We start from the raw sequence: 19467 nt of genomic DNA, 5'->3' as shown, positions 1-19467 counted from the left end.
CGTTATGAATATATATAGCATGGATAAAAAAGACGTTCAATTGACCCACCTCATAGGCTATACATTATCTAAGCTTTGTACCTACGAATGGGTCAAATTTAATATGTTTGCAAAAGAGAACATTTACCACAGTACACCTGGATTATATTTTCGATTTCATAGTCCAGGGCAAGTGTATAACCAATTGGCTAAATGTGTAGATTCTTTCCAAGAAGGGGAACTTCAGTGGAAATTGTACCTAAGTTTTGAGAGCCGTAATAAAAATTACAGCTTAGAGCCATATGAAGTATTCTTAGCAAGATCAACAGACGAATTTAAAGAACACTATGACTTAAAGCGTATATTGGGTGAAAGATACAATAAAATCTGCGAATTAGGTATTAAGGATATCCCTGCTTTAAATGATCATATCGAAAAATGGTTTCATGTAGAAGATAAAATGCCTATTCTTCCTGATCAAGACTAAAAGATGCTATTGAATTTTAGGGAGTAGATCAAAATTGTTTATCGTATTGTTCATTTCCGCTCTCAGGAGAGCAAACGCTCAGCATTCATCCTCTAACTTAGGCACAAAAGGTGAAATTCACCATTAACAGAAACAAACCAAACGTTCTTCCGTTGAAATTCAATTCCATTATTCCATCTATATCTTGTTTGGCTTGATCAAACTGCTCTGCCGACATTTGCTTCAGTGCGTCCAAATCATCTATGGCTTTAAATGAAATCGTGAACATATTTTGAGCACACTCCGGTTCCACTCAATCGTATTCAATATATACTTTGCATCCGTCTTGTTTCTCAAAAACTACAATGCTAGTTACTAAGAAGACCTATTCAGGACATTTATTCTTTCAAGTTGTTTAAGTCGAACGGTTCCATATCTATAAACTTATCGTACCAATGATTTAATGGAATATGTGCAAACCCTACCACGTTTAATTCTCCTGGTTTTAGTACAACCAATCCTTCTCTTTCAAAGATTTTGATGAATGGTTCATATATAAGTAAGTAATCAACATAACCATGATCCTGATCAGCTAGCTTCGCTAACTGCAAGTAGTATTCAAAAACTTTATACACATACACGTTACTACCGTGTGTTGCCATGGCTTCCACGTTGCAATAATTTGAGATTTCAATTTCTTGTTCATCCCCAAGTATACTAGCAACATTAGCTATGAAAGGAGGCAGAGGTTTATTAGAGGTGTCTCTAAAGAAGAGTGTTAATCTTCTTAGATACTCCCGTGCTAAATCGGCTTCTATTTCAGAAGAGCGCGTCCCCACACTTTCCCAATTAATCGTATTAATCCTGGTTACTGCTGTTTCAGAATCACTCTGGTCACCTCTTGTTCATATCCGTTCTTTTACGTGAAGAATGCCGTAGGAACCCGGCGCTAGTTGACCAAGCAGATTTCGTATGTTTTTTGTTTGAGCAAAATCTGTATTTATTTGAACTTTTAAAATGGCCTTTCATCAAGTATTTGTAGAGTCCTTTCACTGATATCTTGTTCCTCAATAACCTTATCTCTCCAATAATTAAGAGGATATGCCGAATCTCCCACCATCATTTCACCTTGCCGAATTGTGAAGCTCCCACCTCTCTCCATAAATTTAATAATAGGTTCAAATAAATCAATATGTTTATATGCTTCTTGTACACCTCGATCTGCTAATTCGGAAATTTCTAAAAAACTATAACAGACCGCCTTCATATATACATTTTGAAAAATATTTAGTTTTGGAAGGCAATCATATACTTCATTGTTTATTGTTTCTCCTATAGTCTTGGCAAAACTAAATATGGGATACCGATCTATGTTAATAGCCTTCATGTCCAAAAATAAATTAACTCTTCTGAAATATTCTACGATCAAAACATGATGGGATTCTTGTAACTTTTCTTCTGTCACATCATTTATTGACTTTAGACGTTCAACAGCTTTATTTAATAAATATCCCATTTATCTTTCACCTACTTAAAAGATTTATTAAAGAAATACTCTTCATATCCAGGAAAAGAAGCTCTAGGTTGTTTAGGAGCGTTCTCATGGGCTCCAGGTGGAAATCCATCATATCTTCCCGTTATTGGATTCCATGATTCTAAAGTCCGATACTTTTGTCCTGTGCCATCAACTTCCGCTCAACTAGCTCATGATCTGCCAATTGCTTGAACCAAGATTTTTGTTCAACGCTCAGTTCACCCTTTTGAGCAGTTTTCCATGCGTATGCTATTTCGTCGTCTGCTATGAACCGTTCCATTTTAAACTCTTTACCACCAGGTTGAGGAACCTGATGCTTGCCAAAGAATAAATGCTTCTTCATGGCTCTTATTTCATCTACACTTAATCCGGTATTTGCCGCAACGTCCTTGATATCATGCATTTTTGTTTGTCTTATGGACTCATACTCCATCTCTGCCACTTTATCATAATCCTTCATCCCGGAGCCGGTAAACTTTTTACTTGGGTTCACTTCGTGAATCTTGTTGTTTACGCTAGCTTTCTCTGCATTCGCCACATTAGCCTTCATCTTTGCGACTGCCGGATCAGAAGCAGGCAAATGAAATGGTCCTTTGCGACCCGGTATACTTCCGCGAACCATCTGAAAAGCCATAACGATCTGGCTGAACTTCAGAGAAGTCAGCATCATCTGAGCATACTTGTCGGATACAAGCTCGCCCGTGAAGGGATGGATTCGATTTTCAAAAGCTTTAATCTGCAACGCATTGATATCTTCCCCCGGCTCTTCCACATGACCTGCTGCTTGCATCCGATTGATATCCAAATGCCCCTGATCCTTCTCATAAGCTTGCAGAGATGCCTGATCGGGAACACCATTTTCGTTTACAGGCATCCACATCAGCCTACCAAAGACATCGACTTGTGCCATCCGGTAGCCTTTATCCCCCGAACCCGCATCACTCCCCGAGCTCTTCGTCATCGCTGCCGCACCCACAGCGCCAATAACACCACCCAGACTGCCCTTCTCGGCATCTGCCTGCTCAAACCTCGTAGCAATATCCTTTAACTCTTTTGAAGTATACAACATGCTCTCCAGTGCTTTCTGTAATACAGGACGTGACCGTGCAAAATCACCATAAAAACGTTCCTGCGTCACACCCAGCCATACAGCCTGAAGAAACATGATCTGCCTTGAAAGGTTATCCTGGATATGCTCCAACTGTTGTCTCGCCTGATCCACTTGATTCGATACGTGATGTAATTGTTCAGGGGTCACTTTGATTGTACTCATACGCTTTCTCCGCTCATTTGAAATAGGATTATCCTATGTTAGCAGAAGTATAATATGTAAAACCATCCGGTTAACATCCTGAATTTACCTATAACCCGACATCTGATACACCACTCATCGGTGCTATAGTCCTATATGCATATACCCACATCCAAGCACATCCTACCATTTTCAGTAAACCCAATAACGTCCCTACTTTATTCCCGCTAAAAACACCCGATACCGCTCAATCTGCTCCTCCGTCGCTATTTCTCGCAACGACTCCAATACCGCTGTACACTTGATAATATGCCTCTCCATCCCCAGCCTGTCCGCTACACACATCGACTTCAAAATAAAATCCACCGCCTCCTGCGGCCTTCCCATCCACTGTAATCTTTATCGTCTTCATAAATATCACACCGCTCCCCGCTCCAATACCCCATACTCCACCCGGTTTCGGCCCTTTTGCTTCGCCCGATACAGTGCCTTGTCCACCGCATTAAAGAGCTGGATTAGGTATCGATCGCCATCTTCCGGCACCTCGTCGTCATCATACTCAAAATCATCAATCGACAGAATTCCAACACTGATTGTAATCGCTATGTCCCCAATCTCATGGTCTGCTTCTATACGGTTGGACTCCACTGCCCTTCTTACACGCTCCGCAATCTCAATGGCCAAGTCATGCTCCGTATGCGGCAGGTAGATCATGAATTCCTCTCCGCCATAGCGGGTTAGAATATCCGTACTGCGTACAGATTGCCGAAGCACCTCTGCTGTACGCACCAGTACTTCATCTCCAATGACATGACCATAATGATCGTTGACCGCTTTAAAATGATCAATATCGAGCAGCATAAGAGAGAACGGCATTTTGTACTGCAGGTTTGTGAGTACTTCGTGGTTTAGATGCTGCTTCAGATAGCGGCGATTATAACAATTCGTCAGACTGTCCGTCAGGACCAGCTCTTCCAGCTTGCGGTTGGCCTCGGACAACTCCTGTCGAATCAGATCCAGTGCCTCGGTGCGCTCATGCAGCGTTCTATACTGCTGATTCATCGCCTTGGCATAGAAGCGTTCCTGCGTAACATCTTGGAACGTCAGCAGATGCCCTAACGGAGCAAGAGCCGAATCTACGATTGGAGATGACTGCAGAATGTAGTGACAAAGCTGATGATCCCTCTCCACAATCACTTCGATCTGGCAAAGCTCCATTTTTTTCAAACGATACGTATTCAAAAACCTCCGGGCATCCCCCTCAGCAGTCCCCCCTGCAAGAAATGCCTCCATGTCCCAGACATCCCCCACATGCTGTTCTATAAACAAACGAGAGGCTTTATTCTCCTCCACAATGACTCCGTTCTCATCCAGCACCAAGATGCCATAGGGGATCGTATTAATGACGTCCTCATGGGCAATGGAGACCAGATTGAACACATTGTACCTTTTGATCACATACACAAAGAACAGATCGGACAGGAAAATCCCGAGCGAGGTCAGACCCGGAATGATTGGCAGCCAGCGGCTCAGCAGCACATTCAGAATCGCATCAAGGGCTGCAAACGCAGCCAGCACAAAAATACCCCATAGGGTAATTTTGACCTGCTTTTGAATCATCGCGGGTGTCTTGGACGAGAATACGGCGCGGAACATGATCACCAGAGAGGAAACGAAGTAGCTCACCAAAATGGACATCACAACCCAGAACCAAGGGCCATAAGCACGATGGATATATCCACCCTCCAGAGGCATCACAAAATCATGCCATGAATTGGCCACTACCCCAATTGCTCCGATCACAGCAGGTACAAACAAAAGCATCAAACGCGCATTACTCAGCCGTTCCGCATAACCGGTGATAAAGAGTGTCAGCAGCAGCCACCCGCTCCCCAGCAGAGAGACCGAAACAAAGGACAGCAAAACATAGAACAACTGCAGCCCCGGATCATCTGTAAGCGTAATCGCAAACTGACAGAACGGCCACATCATCATTAAACCATGAAACAAAAAGTACACTTTATGTAAGTTCGTAATTCTAACCGCAGCAAACACATACACGCCCACACCAAACAACAGCACGAACAACGAAAGGTCATACCACACTAAAGGGTTCACAAATCTTCTCCTTCTTGGATGCGACAATGATTCCATGGTTATCAAGGAATAATGCTGATACACTGACATAATTTAAAACTTTATCCTTCTGAACGTTCTAAAAGCAACAATGATGAGCTGCCTTTACCCCAATACTATTTTCCCACTGGCTAAATTACCCATATCGTACCACACCCCCGATACCCTGAGTAGCCCATTCGCTGGAATTCTGACCAACCTCTGATTGAAATCATGATCTATTTTGCACTTTTATGAAAGTTTTTGAAGGCTCGCTCAATATCAAAAAACGTTCAGCGTTCGACTAAACATCGTCCAGCCCGCAGCAGTAAGGAATCTACGTTATGAAAATCAAAAAAGCCAACCCCTGTTTCGATTGGCTTCACTTTAATCTATTGCGTTATTGTTTAAATATCTAACCCGGCTTAATTAGTAAATCGTCGGAACCATTCCCCCGTCCATACGGATCGGTGAACCTTTGAACGGTGCTGCATAAGGGCTGCATACAAATGTCGCAAGCCTACCGATTTCACTGGGTCTAATGAATCGCTGCAGCTCGGATTGTGGAAGATGAGAGGCCATGAATTGTTTTTCTTTCTCTTCAAAAGTCATATTCTCCTCCTGAATAACACTCTCAACGATCTGCTGCACATGCTCTGAAAGTGTTGGTCCAGGCATAATCGTATTGACTGTTACCTCCGTGTCCACTGTCAATTTGGACAAACTTTTCGAGAGGGAGAGAAGCATCGACTTGGTTACGGCATATTGCGGCATCTGTCCAGGCATCACTGCTTCATCGCTCGCTATAAAAATGATGCGGCCAAAGCCATTGCTCAGCATGGACGGCAAATAAAATTTGGTGACTGCGTTTGCGGAAAGCACGTTGATTTGGATATATTTCTCCCACACCGCATCATCTACGTCATAATAAGATATGATCTCATAAATCCCGGTGTTATTGACCAAAATATCAACCTGCGGGAACTTGGAAAACAAAGCCTCCCGCTCAGTGGCATTAACGATATCAGCTGCAGCATTCTGAGGAGACGTATTCGGATACGCAGCCTTGATATCGCTAACGACGCATTCTACTTCTTCAACATTCCGTCCATTGATTAACACGTTAACGCCCTCTTTGGCCAACTCGATGGCAATCGCTTTGCCGATTCCTTTCGTTGATCCAGTAATCAATGCTGTTTTGTTATTCAATCCCATATCCATGATACTTTCTCCCTTTTTGTTCCGGTTGTTTAATGACTACGTTGAATGTCCGAATGTGTATCTTCTGCCTGAGCTGCATATCCTTCCGCATATTCGCTGCGCCAATGAGCAGGTGTATCGCCTTCCCAAGTACGGAATGCCCGGTAAAATGAGTTTTGGTCTTCATATCCAAGCAGGAATGCCACTTCTTTAATGTCCAGAGATAAGTCTGCCAGATACATTCGTGCCTGTTCATGCCTTGCCTTTTTAAGCAGAATTACGAAGCTTGTGTTCTCATCGGTTAGTCGGCGCTGAAGCGTACGATCGCTCATGCCCATTTCCTTGGCTATCGTATGCATATCGGGACGTCCGGCGCTGAAGCTGCGCTTCATAATCCATTGGACCATCTCCGACACAGAACAAGTTTCTTGATGTTCATGTATCGTACAGTCCAGTGCAGGGGTGAGAATTTCAAGCAATTCTTTATTATAAGTAAGAAAAGGACGATCCAAATCTCTCCGATGCAGTGTCAATCGATTCCGATCGGCATCTGTTCGGACGCGGCACCCAAAGTACGCTTCGAGAACCTGTGCATTTCCCATCGGCTGTGCAAATTCTACAGCTTTTGCTGTCAGATGCTGACCTGTCCCCCGCCGTCCCAACTCAAGCAGAAATGCCAGCGTTATACCAACCAGTAACGGTGGACAAGATTGATCGGTAACGAGCCAATCCAACTCAATCGTGCATTCCTCGCCGTCTTCAATCATGTTCAACCTTTCGGGAGGACAGAGCAGCTTATATCGGGACATCCGCTGCAATGCATCACGATAATCACAGGCGTGATAGGTGGCTAATATTGTTGGCGGATATTTCGCGACTTCATATGTGGTTGCAAGTTTGATTATTCCTTGAGCAATATCCCCTGCTAAGTCGGAATATGCCTGCCAGATTGCATAATATTGAGCAGTAATTACAGCCGGCTCCGAAATAATCGTAAGCGGCAGTCCGGCTTTGCGGACGACATCATGTGCGGCAATCCCCAATTGACATAGTCCACCCCAGAAACCTGGCGGCATTTTGATGCGGTCAAAGGATTGAGTTGTCATTCATCTGCACCTCCTTCTGCTGACTGACACATTCGGATGATAAACTTCCACCTACGCTGACTTATGAATATGATGATACTCTTCACATTCCGATACGTAACTAGCACAGAGCGACAACAGACTAGCAGAACACGCCGTTCTCTAATCTTATGGACCCTGACATCAAAAGTAGCTGGTCTCACTTTCTAACTTTTTCAGAAACAGAGATAAACACCAAAAGAAACCTACATCATCAGAGGTAGGTTTCTTGTTTCAAATACCTGAAAGGACATCAGTCTCCTATAGGTGAAGTATCAGAAGCTGAAGCTCGTTTCTCATCTTAACGCCCCATTGTTTCATTCGCTTCATTAGAAGATCGTTTGCTTTGCATTGAAAATCAGGCTCCTTCTTCAACCTGAGTATCAGACAATTTCCGCTTACTTCACATCTGCCAATGGCTCATTGTCCGAGAACAGATCCGGATTTTCCTTTAACATCTCCGTAAGTACCTCAGTTGTTTTGGCGGCATCACATACGCTGGCGACAGCATCTCCAAAGCTTCCTTTATGCATAGCTTCTGCTTGAACCAGTACATCATCTACTTTCCAGAAATGTTCTGACCATGATAAACCGCAGTGTCTGCGCGAAGGCACGGAAATTTTAGTTCCATCCGGCAAAACCGTATACAGCATCTCATGATCATCTGTCATTCTGCCTGGAATGTCCACCCATTCTTCTATGCCGTGGATGAACGTATTCCGTTTCAAGTCCACGCCGACCAGCAGTATAGTAGCTTTGCGATCGAGCAGCTTGCCCCATGCAGAACCTCGTGCACACGGCGTATCGAAGAGATGATCGTCCTGAGTGAACGCCCGTGCGTCTTTACCTAGGGCCGCTACGGAGTGTGTAGGATGCCAGGAGCGGACTACGTTATCACGTTTACGAAACAGCTCAGGCAGAATGCCCACACAGCAGGAAGAAGTTTCCACGTGAAACAATGGATTATCCTTGTTAATCGTTGACCACGTATGTGTAGGCAGCACAAGCAATCCGTCCTTCATGTAGTCACTCAGCACATCCAGCACAGTATCTGCTCCACCTTCCACTTCTCCCATACTCTTCATGGATGAATGGACAAGCAGTGTACCGCAGGGATCTATGCCTAATGTTTTAAGCTGAGCTGTAAGACTTTCGTATGTATGTGTCATGATGAAATAACCTCCTTTGAAATGAAACGATCTGCCGCAAAATAAAACAAAGGGCCGAGATTATCTCTCGGCCTCTGGAAATACACTTTTTATACTGCAAGCAGATGCTCGCGCTGATGTCTGATATGACTTTCCAGCCCGATCTCGTTATACTCTGATCATACTTCAGGTACTGCCGGAATACAACTTGAATTCAACCGCTGCAGTTTGTGTTACGTTATTCACGATGATTGTATAAAACCAATAAATCCGCGTCTTTTTCCTATTTAATTACAACGTACTCCAAGTTCACCAGCTTCGCGTACGTGATGATCTGATCTGTCGTCAGGTTCAGAGATACAACCGTGTGGTGTCCGCCCCCGTTCTCAATCCAGGCTTTAACCCCGTCCTGGAAGTTCGGCTTCACTGTCCACAATACACGTGCCACTGGCAGGTTGGGTGCAGGAACGGTTGGTTCGAAGGCGGATACTTCGTTGATCAGCAATTTATAATGTGTACCGAAGTCTGCCATGGATACTACGACGCCTTCTCCAGCTTTGCCGTCGAATACGAGACGAGCCGGGTCTTCACGATCGCCAATTCCCAGTGGGGAGACGATGATTCTTGGTTTTGTGCTGGCAAGTGTCGGGTCAACCTCAAGCATGTGGGATTGCAGAATCGCCTCCTGACCGGATGCCATTTCATATGTGTAATCTTCCATGAAGCCCGTGTTTTCATTGTGAGCCATAATTTTCAGCAAACGATCCAGCGCAGCTGTTTTCCAGTCTCCTTCTCCCGCGAATCCGTAGCCTTGAGCCATCAGTCGTTGTACCGCCAGGCCCGGAAGCTGCTTCATGCCGTGCAGATCTTCGAAGTTCGTTGTGAAAGCCGTGTAACCACCGTTATCCAGGAACTTTTTGATCGCAATTTCATAGCTTGCCTGCACACGTACGCTGGCTTCCCACGCTTCTTTGCTGTTCGTGCCATAATCGAATTCATACAGATCCGCATACTGCGTGATCAATTCATCAATCTCCTGCTCAGTTACAGCGTTCACGTATTCCACAAGGTCGCCAATGCCGTAGTAGTCTACTGTCCAGCCAAACTGGATTTGAGCTTCGACTTTATCACCTTCTGTTACCCCTACGTTACGCATGTTGTCGCCGAAACGAGCAACTTTGATGTTAAAGCTTTCGTTGTACGCCACCGCTACGTCCATCCAGTCTGCAACCTGCTGCTGCACTTCCGGACGCTCCCAGTATCCCACAACAATTTTATTTTGTTTTCTCAGGCGAGCATTGATGAAGCCGTACTCACGGTCACCGTGTGCCGCTTGGTTCAGGTTCATGAAGTCCATGTCGATGGTTGCCCATGGAATGCTCTCGTTATACTGCGTTGCGAGGTGAAGAAGCGGCTTTTGCAGCAGCTTCGTACCGCGAATCCACATTTTTGCTGGAGAGAAGGTATGCATCCAAGTGATTACACCCGCTACTTCATCGCGGTAGTTCACTTCTTTCATGATGCTGGTAATTTTGTCTGCGGTTACAGCCAAATCCTGCAGCACAAGCGGGTAAGGGAGTACGCCGCTAGCGTTCAGGGCATCCGTAATTTTCTGTGCGTTTGCTTTAACTTCACCGAGTGCTTCTTCTCCGTACAGATGCTGTGAACCGACAACGAACCAAAACTCTTTTGCTGCTGTTGCTGACATGGAATCATCCTCATTTCGTTAGTTTATAGTTGGATAGGCTGGTTACACCGGGGCACTCCGATTGCAGTACCATCTTTCGATCGCTGGTTATCATCGGATTTCTTTTCCTTCCCCTCTTAATGGGGAAATCCGAGGATAAACGCGAACACTTCGCTTCTTCAGATTGGTTCTGCACTCTCCGTTAATGGTGTAAAAAGGTTATTCAACTGCGGGTTGGGCAGGGTAGTTACACCAGGACACGATTGCAGTACCATCTTTCGATCGCTGGTTATCATCGGATTCCTTTCCATTCCCCTCTTAAGGGGGAAATCCGGTGATAAAGGTGAACGCTCCGCTTCTACAGCTTTCTTCTGTCTGCTCTGTTAATGGTGTAAAAAGGTTATTCAACTGCGGGTTGGGCAGGGTAGTTACACCAGGTCACTCCGATTGCAACATCGCAACCTCTACAGTTCCAGATTACTTCTGGCCGTAGTAGGCGTCCTTGCCGTGTTTGCGCAGGTAGTGTTTATCCAAAATACCTTGCGGCAGTTCTTTGGCAAAGTTGTTCAATTGGCGGGCGTACAGGTTCATTTTGCACACTTCCTCCAGCACGACGCTGTTCACCACAGCCGACTTGGCGTCTTTGCCCCATGTAAACGGTGCATGACCATGCAGGAGCACTGCCGGAATCGCCATCACATCCAGTCCACGCTGCTCGAACGTTTCAATGATTACGCGACCTGTCTCCGCTTCGTATCCGCGATCGATCTCATCCTGGTTCAGGAAACGTGCACACGGCACGGCTCCGTAGAACGTATCGGCGTGAGTCGTCCCCATGACAGGTACGTCCAGGCCTGCCTGCGCCCAGATGGTTGCCCATGTGGAATGCGTATGCACAATGCCGCCGATTTCCTTGTAATGTTTGTATAGGACGGCATGGGTTGCAGTGTCCGAGGAAGGTCTCATCTCCCCTTCGACCACGTTACCGTCGAGATCGACGACAACCATGTCACTGGCTTTCATTTTTTCATAGTCGACTCCACTTGGTTTAATGACGAACAGACCGCTTTCCCGATCAATCGCGCTGACATTCCCCCAAGTGAACTTCACCAAACCGTGCTTAGGCAGCTCCAGATTGGCTTCGAATACTTCTTGTTTTAGCTGTTCTAACATGTTTAGTTTCCTCCGTTCTCTACCAAGTGCTCTACGGCGGCGTGCTCAATGGCAAGTCCGCTCCGGTAGCGTTCGATAAATGCTTCAAAGCCCTTTACATCTGCTGATTCCGGTGCCACTTCGACCCCTTCGACATCCTTGAACACCTTTTGCTCCAGGAAAACGTCCAGCGTTTCCTGCTCACCCTGATTAATCAGGTATGAAGCCAGTAAGGCCATTCCCCATGCTCCGCCTTCACCTGCGGTAGACATGACGGATACAGGAACATTCATGGCCGCAGCTACGATTCGCTGTCCCACCACAGGTGTCTTAAACAGACCGCCATGTGCCAAAATGCTGTCGATCGCCACCTGCTCCTTCTCGGTCAAGATATCCATGCCAATCTTGAGTGCGCCAAACGCACTGAACAGGTGTGTGCGCATGAAATTCGCCAGGTTAAACTTGCTTTCAGGTGAGCGCACGAATAACGGACGTCCATGCTCCAGACCTGTAATATTTTCGCCAGAGTAATACCCGTAGCTGAGTAATCCGCCCCCATCCGGGTCGGCTTCAAGCGCCTTGTTAAACAGCACACTGAACAGCTTGCCGGAATCAGCCTCTATGCCCATCGCCTGAGCGAATTCGCGGAACAATCCGATCCATGCATTGAGGTCACTGGAGCAGTTGTTGGCATGCACCATGCCGACCGGACTGCCATCCGGCGTAGTTACCATATCAATCTCGGGGTATACGCTGGACAGCTCCTTCTCCAGTACAATCATCGCAAAGACGGAGGTGCCCACTGAGATATTCCCTGTACGCTTTCGAACGCTATTGGTGGCAACCATCCCCGTTCCTGCATCACCTTCTGGTGCACACAGTGGAATACCGGATGCCAGTTCTCCTGATGGATCGAGCAATTTCGCTCCTTCTTCGGTCAATGCACCTGCATGTTCTCCAGCGAGGTACACTTTAGGCAGCAGATCCTCGACCTTCCATGGGTACCCTTTACCAGCAATATGGTCATTAAACTGTTTAATCATCGCCGGATGATAATTATGCGTTGTCTCGTCAATCGGGAACATCCCCGATGCATCGCCGATCCCAATCGCTTTATTCCCTGTCAACAGCCAGTGGATGTAACCCGCCAGTGTGGTCAGGTAATCAATCTGAGGCACATGCTGTTCTCCGTTCAGAACTGCCTGATACAGATGCGCAATGCTCCAGCGCTCCGGAATATTGAACTGCAGCAGCTCTGTCAGCTCGCGTGCAGCCGCACCCGTCGTAGAGTTACGCCATGTACGAAACGGCACGAGCATTCCCCCCGCTTGATCCAGCGCAATATATCCGTGCATCATCGCAGAGAATCCGATTGAACCTACGGTCGCCAGCGGTACACCATACTTCTGCTGCACATCCTGCTTTAACTCGCGGTACGCTGTCTGCAAACCCGTGATGATATCCTCCTGATTGTACGTCCAATAGCCGTCCTTTAGCAGGTTCTCCCACTCGTAACTGCCGGAGGCAATCGTCTCGAAATGCTCATCAATCAATACCGCTTTAATGCGTGTTGATCCAAGCTCAATCCCAAGTGAGGTTGCGCCCTTAGCAATAGCTTCTTTCACATCCACATGACTCGTCACTTCCGCATTTCCCCTCTCTGGTCGCCATCTACGTCCGAGGAATGGCATCTATTCCAGTCCACACACAACCATGTGCAGTTCCACTTCCGTTAATGGCTCTAATCTATTCCAACATTCCAAGAATGCGCTTTCCTGTACTGACAGCCTTAGTATATTTTTTGTACGTACATTTGTCAATGAGATATCAAAGTTATACTAACAAAGAACTACTTTTGAGAAATATTCAGTAATATCAACGTATTTTCAATTGTTCTACCTTCAAAAAGTAACATTCAATTTGGCAAAATTGAAGCCAGCTGTACGCAACATTTAACAAAATGTACGGTTTCTCTTGCAAGCAAAGCAAACCATGCTAGAATATGTACGTACAACTTAATCACTGATTTAATAATTTGTATACTGAAATACTATGGATTGAATAATATAGAAGGTTACTCTATCATCGAGTTGCAATGCACGAACGACCTGTAATTCAATTTTTTATATAGAAGTTACAACGAAAGAAGTGGACGAATTGAGACCTAAATACCAAGTCATTATTGATGATATAAAGAGTCATATCCTGTCGGGAACGTACAGCATCGGCGAGCAAATCCCCACCGAATCAGCCTTGCAGGAGAGGTATAACGTGAGCCGTCAGACGGTTCGTAAGGCCATTTTGGAATTATCCAACGAGGGATTTTTACGCAGCGAAAAAGGTTCGGGCACCTATGTCAGCAATCTGTACCGATCGCGAACAGGTGGTAACCCTTCCAAAAAGACGATTGGGGTCATCACAACCTATATCTCGGACTATATTTTCCCATCCATTATTCGCGGTATCGAACGTCGTCTGAATGAGGACAACTACTCGCTGCTGCTCGCCAGTACAAATAATGATGTGGCACAAGAGAAAAAGGCGCTTGAAATGATGCTCTCTTATGGTGTGGATGGTTTGATTGTGGAACCGACCAAAAGCAATCTGTATAATCCGAATATTGCATACTACCTGTCCTTTAAGGAGCAGGATGTGCCGTTTGCGATGATCAATGCGTATTATGAGGAGTTAGAGGTACCCTTTTTCTGTCTGGATGATGTACAGTCCAGTTATCTCGCCACTAAAGAGTTAATCTCCAAAGGCCACACCCAGATTGGGATAATTGCCAAAATGGATGATCTGCAGGGCAAGTACCGGATGAAGGGATACATCAAGGCACTGGGGGAAGCAAAACTGAGGTTCTATCCCGAGCATGTGCTCTCGTTTGATACCGCATCAAAGGCTGATCTGTCTGCAAACGTGACAGCCTATCTGCAAGAAAATCGGGATGCACTCACCGCAATTGTCTGTTACAACGACGAGGTTGGGTTAGAGGTAGTGCATGCCTGTCGCCAGCTCGGCATTTCAATCCCGGATGAGTTATCCATTATTGGTCAGGACAATTCCTACATCGCCAAAAATGCCAATATCAGACTCACCACACTCACGCATCCTCAAGAGCAGATGGGATGCGACGCTGCCGATTGGGTCATTCGCAAGCTGCAGGGGAAGAAAGATCTCCCCCATCAAACCTACTATCAGCCTGAGCTGGTGGAGGGCGAGACGGTGAAGGAGATAGAGATTGAATAAACATACCCATGCTCGCACTCCTATTTTCCTCACTTCCTTGCCTTTATGCTTACTCTATTCTGTAAACGCAGAAAACGCCGTGAGCCAGCAGCAATGGATACAGTAGTGATATAATAGCTGGGACACGGAGTAACATATATCGTACGGATACGGTAAGTTCCGTAAAGATTTACGTATATCACAAGCAATATAATTTAGGATAAAAAAGCCCAGGAGGTGATCTCGTCATGGTTGATATGAACAGCCTATCACAACCAGCCCATCTGTCACCTGTGGACTTAAACAGCATGCGTGCCAAAACCTTGGGAGATTATCTGAAATCTCGACGCGCAAGGCTTCAACCCGAGCAAGCAGGATTCGCCAAGACTCATGGGCAGCGCCGAACACCGGGGTTACGCCGAGAAGAAGTTGCCATACTGGCAGGGGTTAGCGCAACCTATTATACGTTTTTGGAACAGGGGCGAGAGGCAGCAGTCTCCCGAGAAGTTATCGAGAGCATCGGTCGGGCACTCCAGTTGTCCCCCGACGAGCACACTCATCTGCTCGGTCTATGGAATGGTAATGAACCTGAGATGGCGCCGCTAATCACCTCGGAAATCTCTCAATCTTGGTGGGATATTGTGAATCAGATGGCTTTTCCCGCGTTCATCACGAATGGCCGTGCCGAGCTGCTGGCCTGGAACACCGCTGTCGACAAATACGTAATGGACTTCACTTCACGTGCTCCAGAACAACGAAACATGATGTCCAGCCTATTTACAGATCCGGAAATGCGCGTTCGACTTATCAATTGGGAGGAGATGGCGGCACATTCCGCTGCCATATTCCGTACCTCTTATGATAAATATGCACATGATCCGTGGTTCCCCCGGTTTGTAGACAACCTTTCCAAAGAAAGTCCTGAATTTGCATCGTTATGGAAGCTGCACCAAGTAGAGGCTAAGAGGGTTACGCGTGTGTTCTACCAACCTCCAGGCCAAGAGCAAGTAAATGTATACGAGATTAAATCTCTATCCTTCACCCTCGACCATCCAGATCTGCATCTGTGCATCTATTCTCCAGTCAAGAAACAGGAATCATAAACTTTGCTTGCCCCTCTTCTTTCACAAATTGATTGATCTACACTTCATTTACCACCGTAGTTCTATACAAGACAACCGAAATAATACCTCATCCTGGTACTGCCGTTACCAGCATAGGCATGCTGTGGTTGGGGCAAGCTTGCTGAATTAAAATAGGATCATACCTTAGCGTAACAATGAAAGGTCTATATTCTCTAATTTGCGGAAAAGAGGAACAATATGATGGAGTTTAATAATGGAGTGGTGAAAAGGAAGTTAGGTTCACTTGGACTTGAGGTATCCGCACTGGGACTTGGTACCATGATGATGCCTGATAACGAGGATTCGATACGCACGATCCATGGTGCACTGGATCAGGGAGTTACCTTGTTCGACACAGCTGATATATATGGTGAACATTTCATGCAGCAAGGACGGTTCGGAGGTAACGAGCAGCTGGTTGGCCGAGCTCTGAAAGGCCGCCGTGATCAAGCCATTCTGGCGACCAAATTCGGCATTGTATCTCCAACCATGAAAGTACTCGGACACCCGGCGTATGTCAAAAAATCAATCGATTCCAGCCTGCTTCAACTGGGCACGGATTACATCGACCTGTACTATCAGCATCGTGTTGATCCAGACATCCCCATTGAAGAGACCGTCGGCGCTATGGCTCAACTTGTGCAGGAGGGTAAAGTCCGCTTTCTTGGTCTTTCAGAAACAGCGGCGGATCAGATCCGGCGGGCACATGCCATTCATCCCATCACAGCGGTAGAAACAGAATACTCGCTATGGAGCCGCGAAGTAGAAGATGAGGTACTGCCTGTGCTGGATGAACTGGGTATCGGTTTTGTACCCTACAGCCCCTTGGGACGCGGATTCCTGACTGGACAGATTCGGACATTTGATGATCTTCCTGCGGATGATTACCGCCGTTTCTTTCCTCGTTTCCAAGGGGATAATTTCAATAAAAATCTGGAAGTCGTTCGGCTGATTGAACAGCTTGCCGCACGAAAAGGCTGCACTACGCCTCAATTGGCTCTAGCCTGGCTCCTGGCGCAGGGGGAGCAGATTGTGCCTATTCCTGGTACGAAACGTCTGGATCGGCTGCAGGAGAACCTCGGTGCATTGCAGGTAATGATCACGCCGGAAGAACTGGCCGAGATCGAACACATCTCGCCAAAAGGGTTTGCAGCCGGCGAGCGTTATCCTTCGTTCCCCTGAGTCAGAGCTGATTAAGATGGTGAATAAGAACAGGAAAAAGGCTGCCCCTCGGCAGCCTTTCTTAACTCACTTTTTAAATCTATTTATACTCATACTCTTCTTTTATTTATTCCTCTTCACAGGGAATCGACAACTCTCCGTGCCCTTTAGCTGCGGTCTGCTGCCGGAAACGTTAGAGTCACCGTAGTCCCTTTTCCCTTCTCACTCTGATACTTAATCGTTCCGAGAGCCTTCTCCACGATGTTGAAACAGATCATCAGTCCAAGTCCGGTACCATTCGTTTTTAGTGAATAAAACGGTGTCCCGAGAGCCTTCACTTCTTCCTCAGTCATGCCGCAGCCCTGGTCACTAATCTTGATCTCCACCGTTTGCTTCACGCGTTTTGCGGTTACGAGAACCATCTCCCCCACATCCGAGGCCTCGAGGCCATTCTTGATCAGATTAATGATTACCTGCTTGAACTCAATCGCATTCATGAGGATGGTGCATCCCTCGCCGACCTGAATATCTATATGTTTGTTGGATAATGTCGCATAAGAACCCAGCAGACTGGCAACCCCTTCAAGCACATCCTGTACATCCACCCTCTCGGGAATCATCTCATGGTTTGGTTTGGCGATATTCAGGAATTGAGACGTTACCTGTTCGACCGTATTCAGCTCGTCTATCATTAGCGCAAACTTCGATTTATCCGAAGCGTTAAACGCAGGATTCTCCCGATAGAGCTGCAGGAACCCCCGCACCACGGTCACCGGATTACGAATTTCGTGAGCAACCGCTGCCGTTAAATGCGAAACCATTTTTAGACGTTCGGATTGCTGGACCTGCTCTAGATATAATTCCTGCTTTCGTATACGATCAAAGGTCAGATAAAAGATGAGAAACAGCAGCAGTTGACTCGCAATAATATTAATGAGATTACCCGCCAGATCTGTATGTATATAGCTGTACGTCGTTCCCTGACTATGGATATAACCCGTCACGATCACCAGCAGGATTACGTTCAGAGTGAGGGAGATATAGAACAGTTTGAAATCATAAAACAATATAGCGAGAGCCGGAAGCAGACAGATCATGATGTACGTTGTCCACGTCTGAGGATAGAGCAGGGCAAGTGTGTAGAAATAGACAAACCCGAGCAAAATGATGGTCAATCGGAAAGCAAACGTCTCATATTGAGGATACATGAGCAGACATGCAGGGATAATCATGACACATAACAAGTGGATTATATACCCGGGTGTAACGGACTGAAGTTCTAATGTAGATACACCTAATCCAGCCGCCATTAGAATGATCATCAATAACATGGAAAAATAATACGTTTTACGGTTCACCGGACTGTGCAATTCCTTCATACATTCACCACCTTTGTTCAAAAACTTCCTCCTTATAGTATTGTATCTTATTTCCCATATTACCTTCCATGGATGAGAAATATTTTATTTGCGATTCACACTCCAAAAAAACAAGCTGCATAGGCGATTAGCCCATGCAGCTTGACTTAATTATACTTCGCTACTCTTAAGGTTTAATAACCGAAAGAAGTGACTCGTTGCCCTCCGAGATTACCGTTACCTCAGGAGCGAACACTGCGTCCTTCACATGCAGCGTTTCTCCAATCTTCATTGCACTGATATCGAACTCGACCACGGTTGGCAGATGGCGAGGCAGCGCCTCCACTTCAATAGCAGCTAGCTGGATCTGCACAACACCACCATACTTCGCATCCGCTGGTGTTCCGTTGAACTTGACAGGAATTTTGGTGCGCAGCACTTCTCCACTCTGTACCTGCTGAAAATCGACGTGAATCAAATCCCGTGTAACCGGATCACGCTGCAGGTCCTCAAACAGCACGGTAAGCGAAGGCTTCTCTTCAAACTGCAGTTCGATAAAACCGGAAGTGCCTTGTTTGAGCCACTTTTCGAATTGAATCGCGGGTATATGAATCATCTCATTCTCTGTGTTCTTGCCAAAAACAATTCCGGGCAGGCGGCCAGATTGACGCAAATTCCGAAGTCTGGAAGGCTTTAATTTGATGCGGCTCTCCGCTTGTATATAAGTAGTCATGCTATGTTCGCTCCTCTATATTCAATGATTTTTTGTACTCTTTCGATCATCCAACATTCCCCTAAGGGGGCTAAAGAGAGAAACATAGCATCACCACCTCCACATTGCATCGCAATCATAATAAATACATTAAATGTAAACACCCATAATATACAGCAAGGCACTCTACTTGAAAAAGTAGAATGCCCTTGGGATGCTTTCAGCCT

The 19467-nt window shown here is 46.0% G+C and carries 18 protein-coding genes; 4 read left to right on the top strand and 14 right to left on the bottom strand.

What is annotated here, in order from left to right:
* Window positions 1-4 precede the first annotated feature (4 nt).
* On the top strand, window positions 5-466 hold the full coding sequence (locus tag ABXS70_RS26715; protein WP_342553489.1) for a hypothetical protein: 462 nt from the start codon (window positions 5-7) through the stop codon (window positions 464-466).
* A 97-nt stretch (window positions 467-563) separates the two neighbouring features.
* On the opposite strand, the gene ABXS70_RS26710 is transcribed toward ABXS70_RS26715, so the two are convergent.
* The 12 genes from ABXS70_RS26710 to ABXS70_RS26655 form a co-directional block, all read right to left on the bottom strand.
* Window positions 564-734, bottom strand: coding sequence for a hypothetical protein (locus ABXS70_RS26710; protein ID WP_342553490.1), 171 nt, complete (start codon window positions 732-734; stop codon window positions 564-566).
* Window positions 735-843: 109 nt separating this feature from the next.
* Window positions 844-1284 carry a hypothetical protein gene (locus tag ABXS70_RS26705; RefSeq protein WP_342553491.1) on the bottom strand — a complete coding sequence of 147 codons (441 nt, stop codon included), beginning with the start codon at window positions 1282-1284 and terminating at the stop codon, window positions 844-846.
* A gap of 173 nt (window positions 1285-1457) precedes the next feature.
* On the bottom strand, window positions 1458-1961 hold the full coding sequence (locus ABXS70_RS26700; protein WP_366292185.1) for a hypothetical protein: 504 nt from the start codon (window positions 1959-1961) through the stop codon (window positions 1458-1460).
* 139 nt (window positions 1962-2100) lie between these two features.
* Window positions 2101-3252 carry a WXG100 family type VII secretion target gene (locus ABXS70_RS26695; RefSeq protein WP_366292182.1) on the bottom strand — a complete coding sequence of 384 codons (1152 nt, stop codon included), beginning with the start codon at window positions 3250-3252 and terminating at the stop codon, window positions 2101-2103.
* A gap of 226 nt (window positions 3253-3478) precedes the next feature.
* Complete coding sequence (locus ABXS70_RS26690; RefSeq protein ID WP_366292179.1) at window positions 3479-3643, bottom strand: hypothetical protein; 165 nt, start codon at window positions 3641-3643, stop codon at window positions 3479-3481.
* A gap of 5 nt (window positions 3644-3648) precedes the next feature.
* Entirely contained in the window at window positions 3649-5349 is a 1701-nt protein-coding gene (locus ABXS70_RS26685) for a diguanylate cyclase (protein WP_366292176.1), read from the bottom strand.
* Between the two features lie 426 nt (window positions 5350-5775).
* Complete coding sequence (locus tag ABXS70_RS26680; RefSeq protein WP_366292173.1) at window positions 5776-6567, bottom strand: SDR family NAD(P)-dependent oxidoreductase; 792 nt, start codon at window positions 6565-6567, stop codon at window positions 5776-5778.
* Between the two features lie 29 nt (window positions 6568-6596).
* Window positions 6597-7652 carry an AraC family transcriptional regulator ligand-binding domain-containing protein gene (locus ABXS70_RS26675; RefSeq protein WP_342553497.1) on the bottom strand — a complete coding sequence of 352 codons (1056 nt, stop codon included), beginning with the start codon at window positions 7650-7652 and terminating at the stop codon, window positions 6597-6599.
* A 416-nt stretch (window positions 7653-8068) separates the two neighbouring features.
* Window positions 8069-8839: an AAC(3) family N-acetyltransferase gene (locus ABXS70_RS26670; protein ID WP_366292170.1), complete on the bottom strand. Its 771-nt coding sequence runs from the start codon at window positions 8837-8839 to the stop codon at window positions 8069-8071.
* A 262-nt stretch (window positions 8840-9101) separates the two neighbouring features.
* A complete protein-coding gene (gene araA / locus ABXS70_RS26665; protein WP_123063856.1) occupies window positions 9102-10526 on the bottom strand; it encodes an L-arabinose isomerase in 1425 nt (474 codons plus the stop codon).
* A gap of 456 nt (window positions 10527-10982) precedes the next feature.
* Entirely contained in the window at window positions 10983-11678 is a 696-nt protein-coding gene (locus ABXS70_RS26660; protein WP_090923505.1) for an L-ribulose-5-phosphate 4-epimerase, read from the bottom strand.
* Between the two features lie 2 nt (window positions 11679-11680).
* Window positions 11681-13300, bottom strand: a complete 1620-nt coding sequence (locus ABXS70_RS26655; RefSeq protein WP_342553499.1) for an FGGY-family carbohydrate kinase — start codon at window positions 13298-13300, stop codon at window positions 11681-11683.
* Between the two features lie 514 nt (window positions 13301-13814).
* Here ABXS70_RS26655 and ABXS70_RS26650 point away from each other — a divergent pair.
* From ABXS70_RS26650 to ABXS70_RS26640, 3 genes are all read left to right on the top strand, one after another.
* Window positions 13815-14906 carry a GntR family transcriptional regulator gene (locus ABXS70_RS26650; protein WP_366292165.1) on the top strand — a complete coding sequence of 364 codons (1092 nt, stop codon included), beginning with the start codon at window positions 13815-13817 and terminating at the stop codon, window positions 14904-14906.
* Window positions 14907-15133: 227 nt separating this feature from the next.
* Entirely contained in the window at window positions 15134-15988 is an 855-nt protein-coding gene (locus tag ABXS70_RS26645; RefSeq protein ID WP_366292162.1) for a helix-turn-helix transcriptional regulator, read from the top strand.
* Window positions 15989-16210: 222 nt separating this feature from the next.
* Window positions 16211-17191: an aldo/keto reductase gene (locus tag ABXS70_RS26640; RefSeq protein WP_342556483.1), complete on the top strand. Its 981-nt coding sequence runs from the start codon at window positions 16211-16213 to the stop codon at window positions 17189-17191.
* Window positions 17192-17337: 146 nt separating this feature from the next.
* Here ABXS70_RS26640 and ABXS70_RS26635 read toward each other — a convergent pair whose 3' ends face one another.
* On the bottom strand, window positions 17338-18549 hold the full coding sequence (locus tag ABXS70_RS26635) for a HAMP domain-containing sensor histidine kinase (RefSeq protein WP_342553502.1): 1212 nt from the start codon (window positions 18547-18549) through the stop codon (window positions 17338-17340).
* Between the two features lie 166 nt (window positions 18550-18715).
* On the bottom strand, window positions 18716-19261 hold the full coding sequence (locus ABXS70_RS26630) for a 50S ribosomal protein L25 (protein WP_342553503.1): 546 nt from the start codon (window positions 19259-19261) through the stop codon (window positions 18716-18718).
* Window positions 19262-19467 lie beyond the last annotated feature (206 nt).

The sequence above is a fragment of the Paenibacillus sp. AN1007 genome, assembly GCF_040702995.1.
GTDB lineage: Bacteria > Bacillota > Bacilli > Paenibacillales > Paenibacillaceae > Paenibacillus.
Note: the sequence above shows the minus strand (reverse complement) of the source record. Positions and strands in the feature narration are given on the sequence as shown.

What these genes read in the sequence shown, in the direction of transcription:
- ABXS70_RS26715 (WP_342553489.1), top strand. Translation starts at nt 5, where the DNA reads ATGAATATATATAGCATGGATAAAAAAGACGTTCAATTGACCCACCTC.
- ABXS70_RS26710 (WP_342553490.1), bottom strand. Translation starts at nt 734, where the DNA reads ATGTTCACGATTTCATTTAAAGCCATAGATGATTTGGACGCACTGAAG.
- ABXS70_RS26700 (WP_366292185.1), bottom strand. Translation starts at nt 1,961, where the DNA reads ATGGGATATTTATTAAATAAAGCTGTTGAACGTCTAAAGTCAATAAAT.
- ABXS70_RS26695 (WP_366292182.1), bottom strand. Translation starts at nt 3,252, where the DNA reads ATGAGTACAATCAAAGTGACCCCTGAACAATTACATCACGTATCGAAT.
- ABXS70_RS26690 (WP_366292179.1), bottom strand. Translation starts at nt 3,643, where the DNA reads ATGAAGACGATAAAGATTACAGTGGATGGGAAGGCCGCAGGAGGCGGT.
- ABXS70_RS26680 (WP_366292173.1), bottom strand. Translation starts at nt 6,567, where the DNA reads ATGGATATGGGATTGAATAACAAAACAGCATTGATTACTGGATCAACG.
- ABXS70_RS26675 (WP_342553497.1), bottom strand. Translation starts at nt 7,652, where the DNA reads ATGACAACTCAATCCTTTGACCGCATCAAAATGCCGCCAGGTTTCTGG.
- ABXS70_RS26670 (WP_366292170.1), bottom strand. Translation starts at nt 8,839, where the DNA reads ATGACACATACATACGAAAGTCTTACAGCTCAGCTTAAAACATTAGGC.
- araA (WP_123063856.1), bottom strand. Translation starts at nt 10,526, where the DNA reads ATGTCAGCAACAGCAGCAAAAGAGTTTTGGTTCGTTGTCGGTTCACAG.
- ABXS70_RS26660 (WP_090923505.1), bottom strand. Translation starts at nt 11,678, where the DNA reads ATGTTAGAACAGCTAAAACAAGAAGTATTCGAAGCCAATCTGGAGCTG.
- ABXS70_RS26645 (WP_366292162.1), top strand. Translation starts at nt 15,134, where the DNA reads ATGGTTGATATGAACAGCCTATCACAACCAGCCCATCTGTCACCTGTG.
- ABXS70_RS26640 (WP_342556483.1), top strand. Translation starts at nt 16,211, where the DNA reads ATGGAGTTTAATAATGGAGTGGTGAAAAGGAAGTTAGGTTCACTTGGA.
- ABXS70_RS26635 (WP_342553502.1), bottom strand. Translation starts at nt 18,549, where the DNA reads ATGAAGGAATTGCACAGTCCGGTGAACCGTAAAACGTATTATTTTTCC.
- ABXS70_RS26630 (WP_342553503.1), bottom strand. Translation starts at nt 19,261, where the DNA reads ATGACTACTTATATACAAGCGGAGAGCCGCATCAAATTAAAGCCTTCC.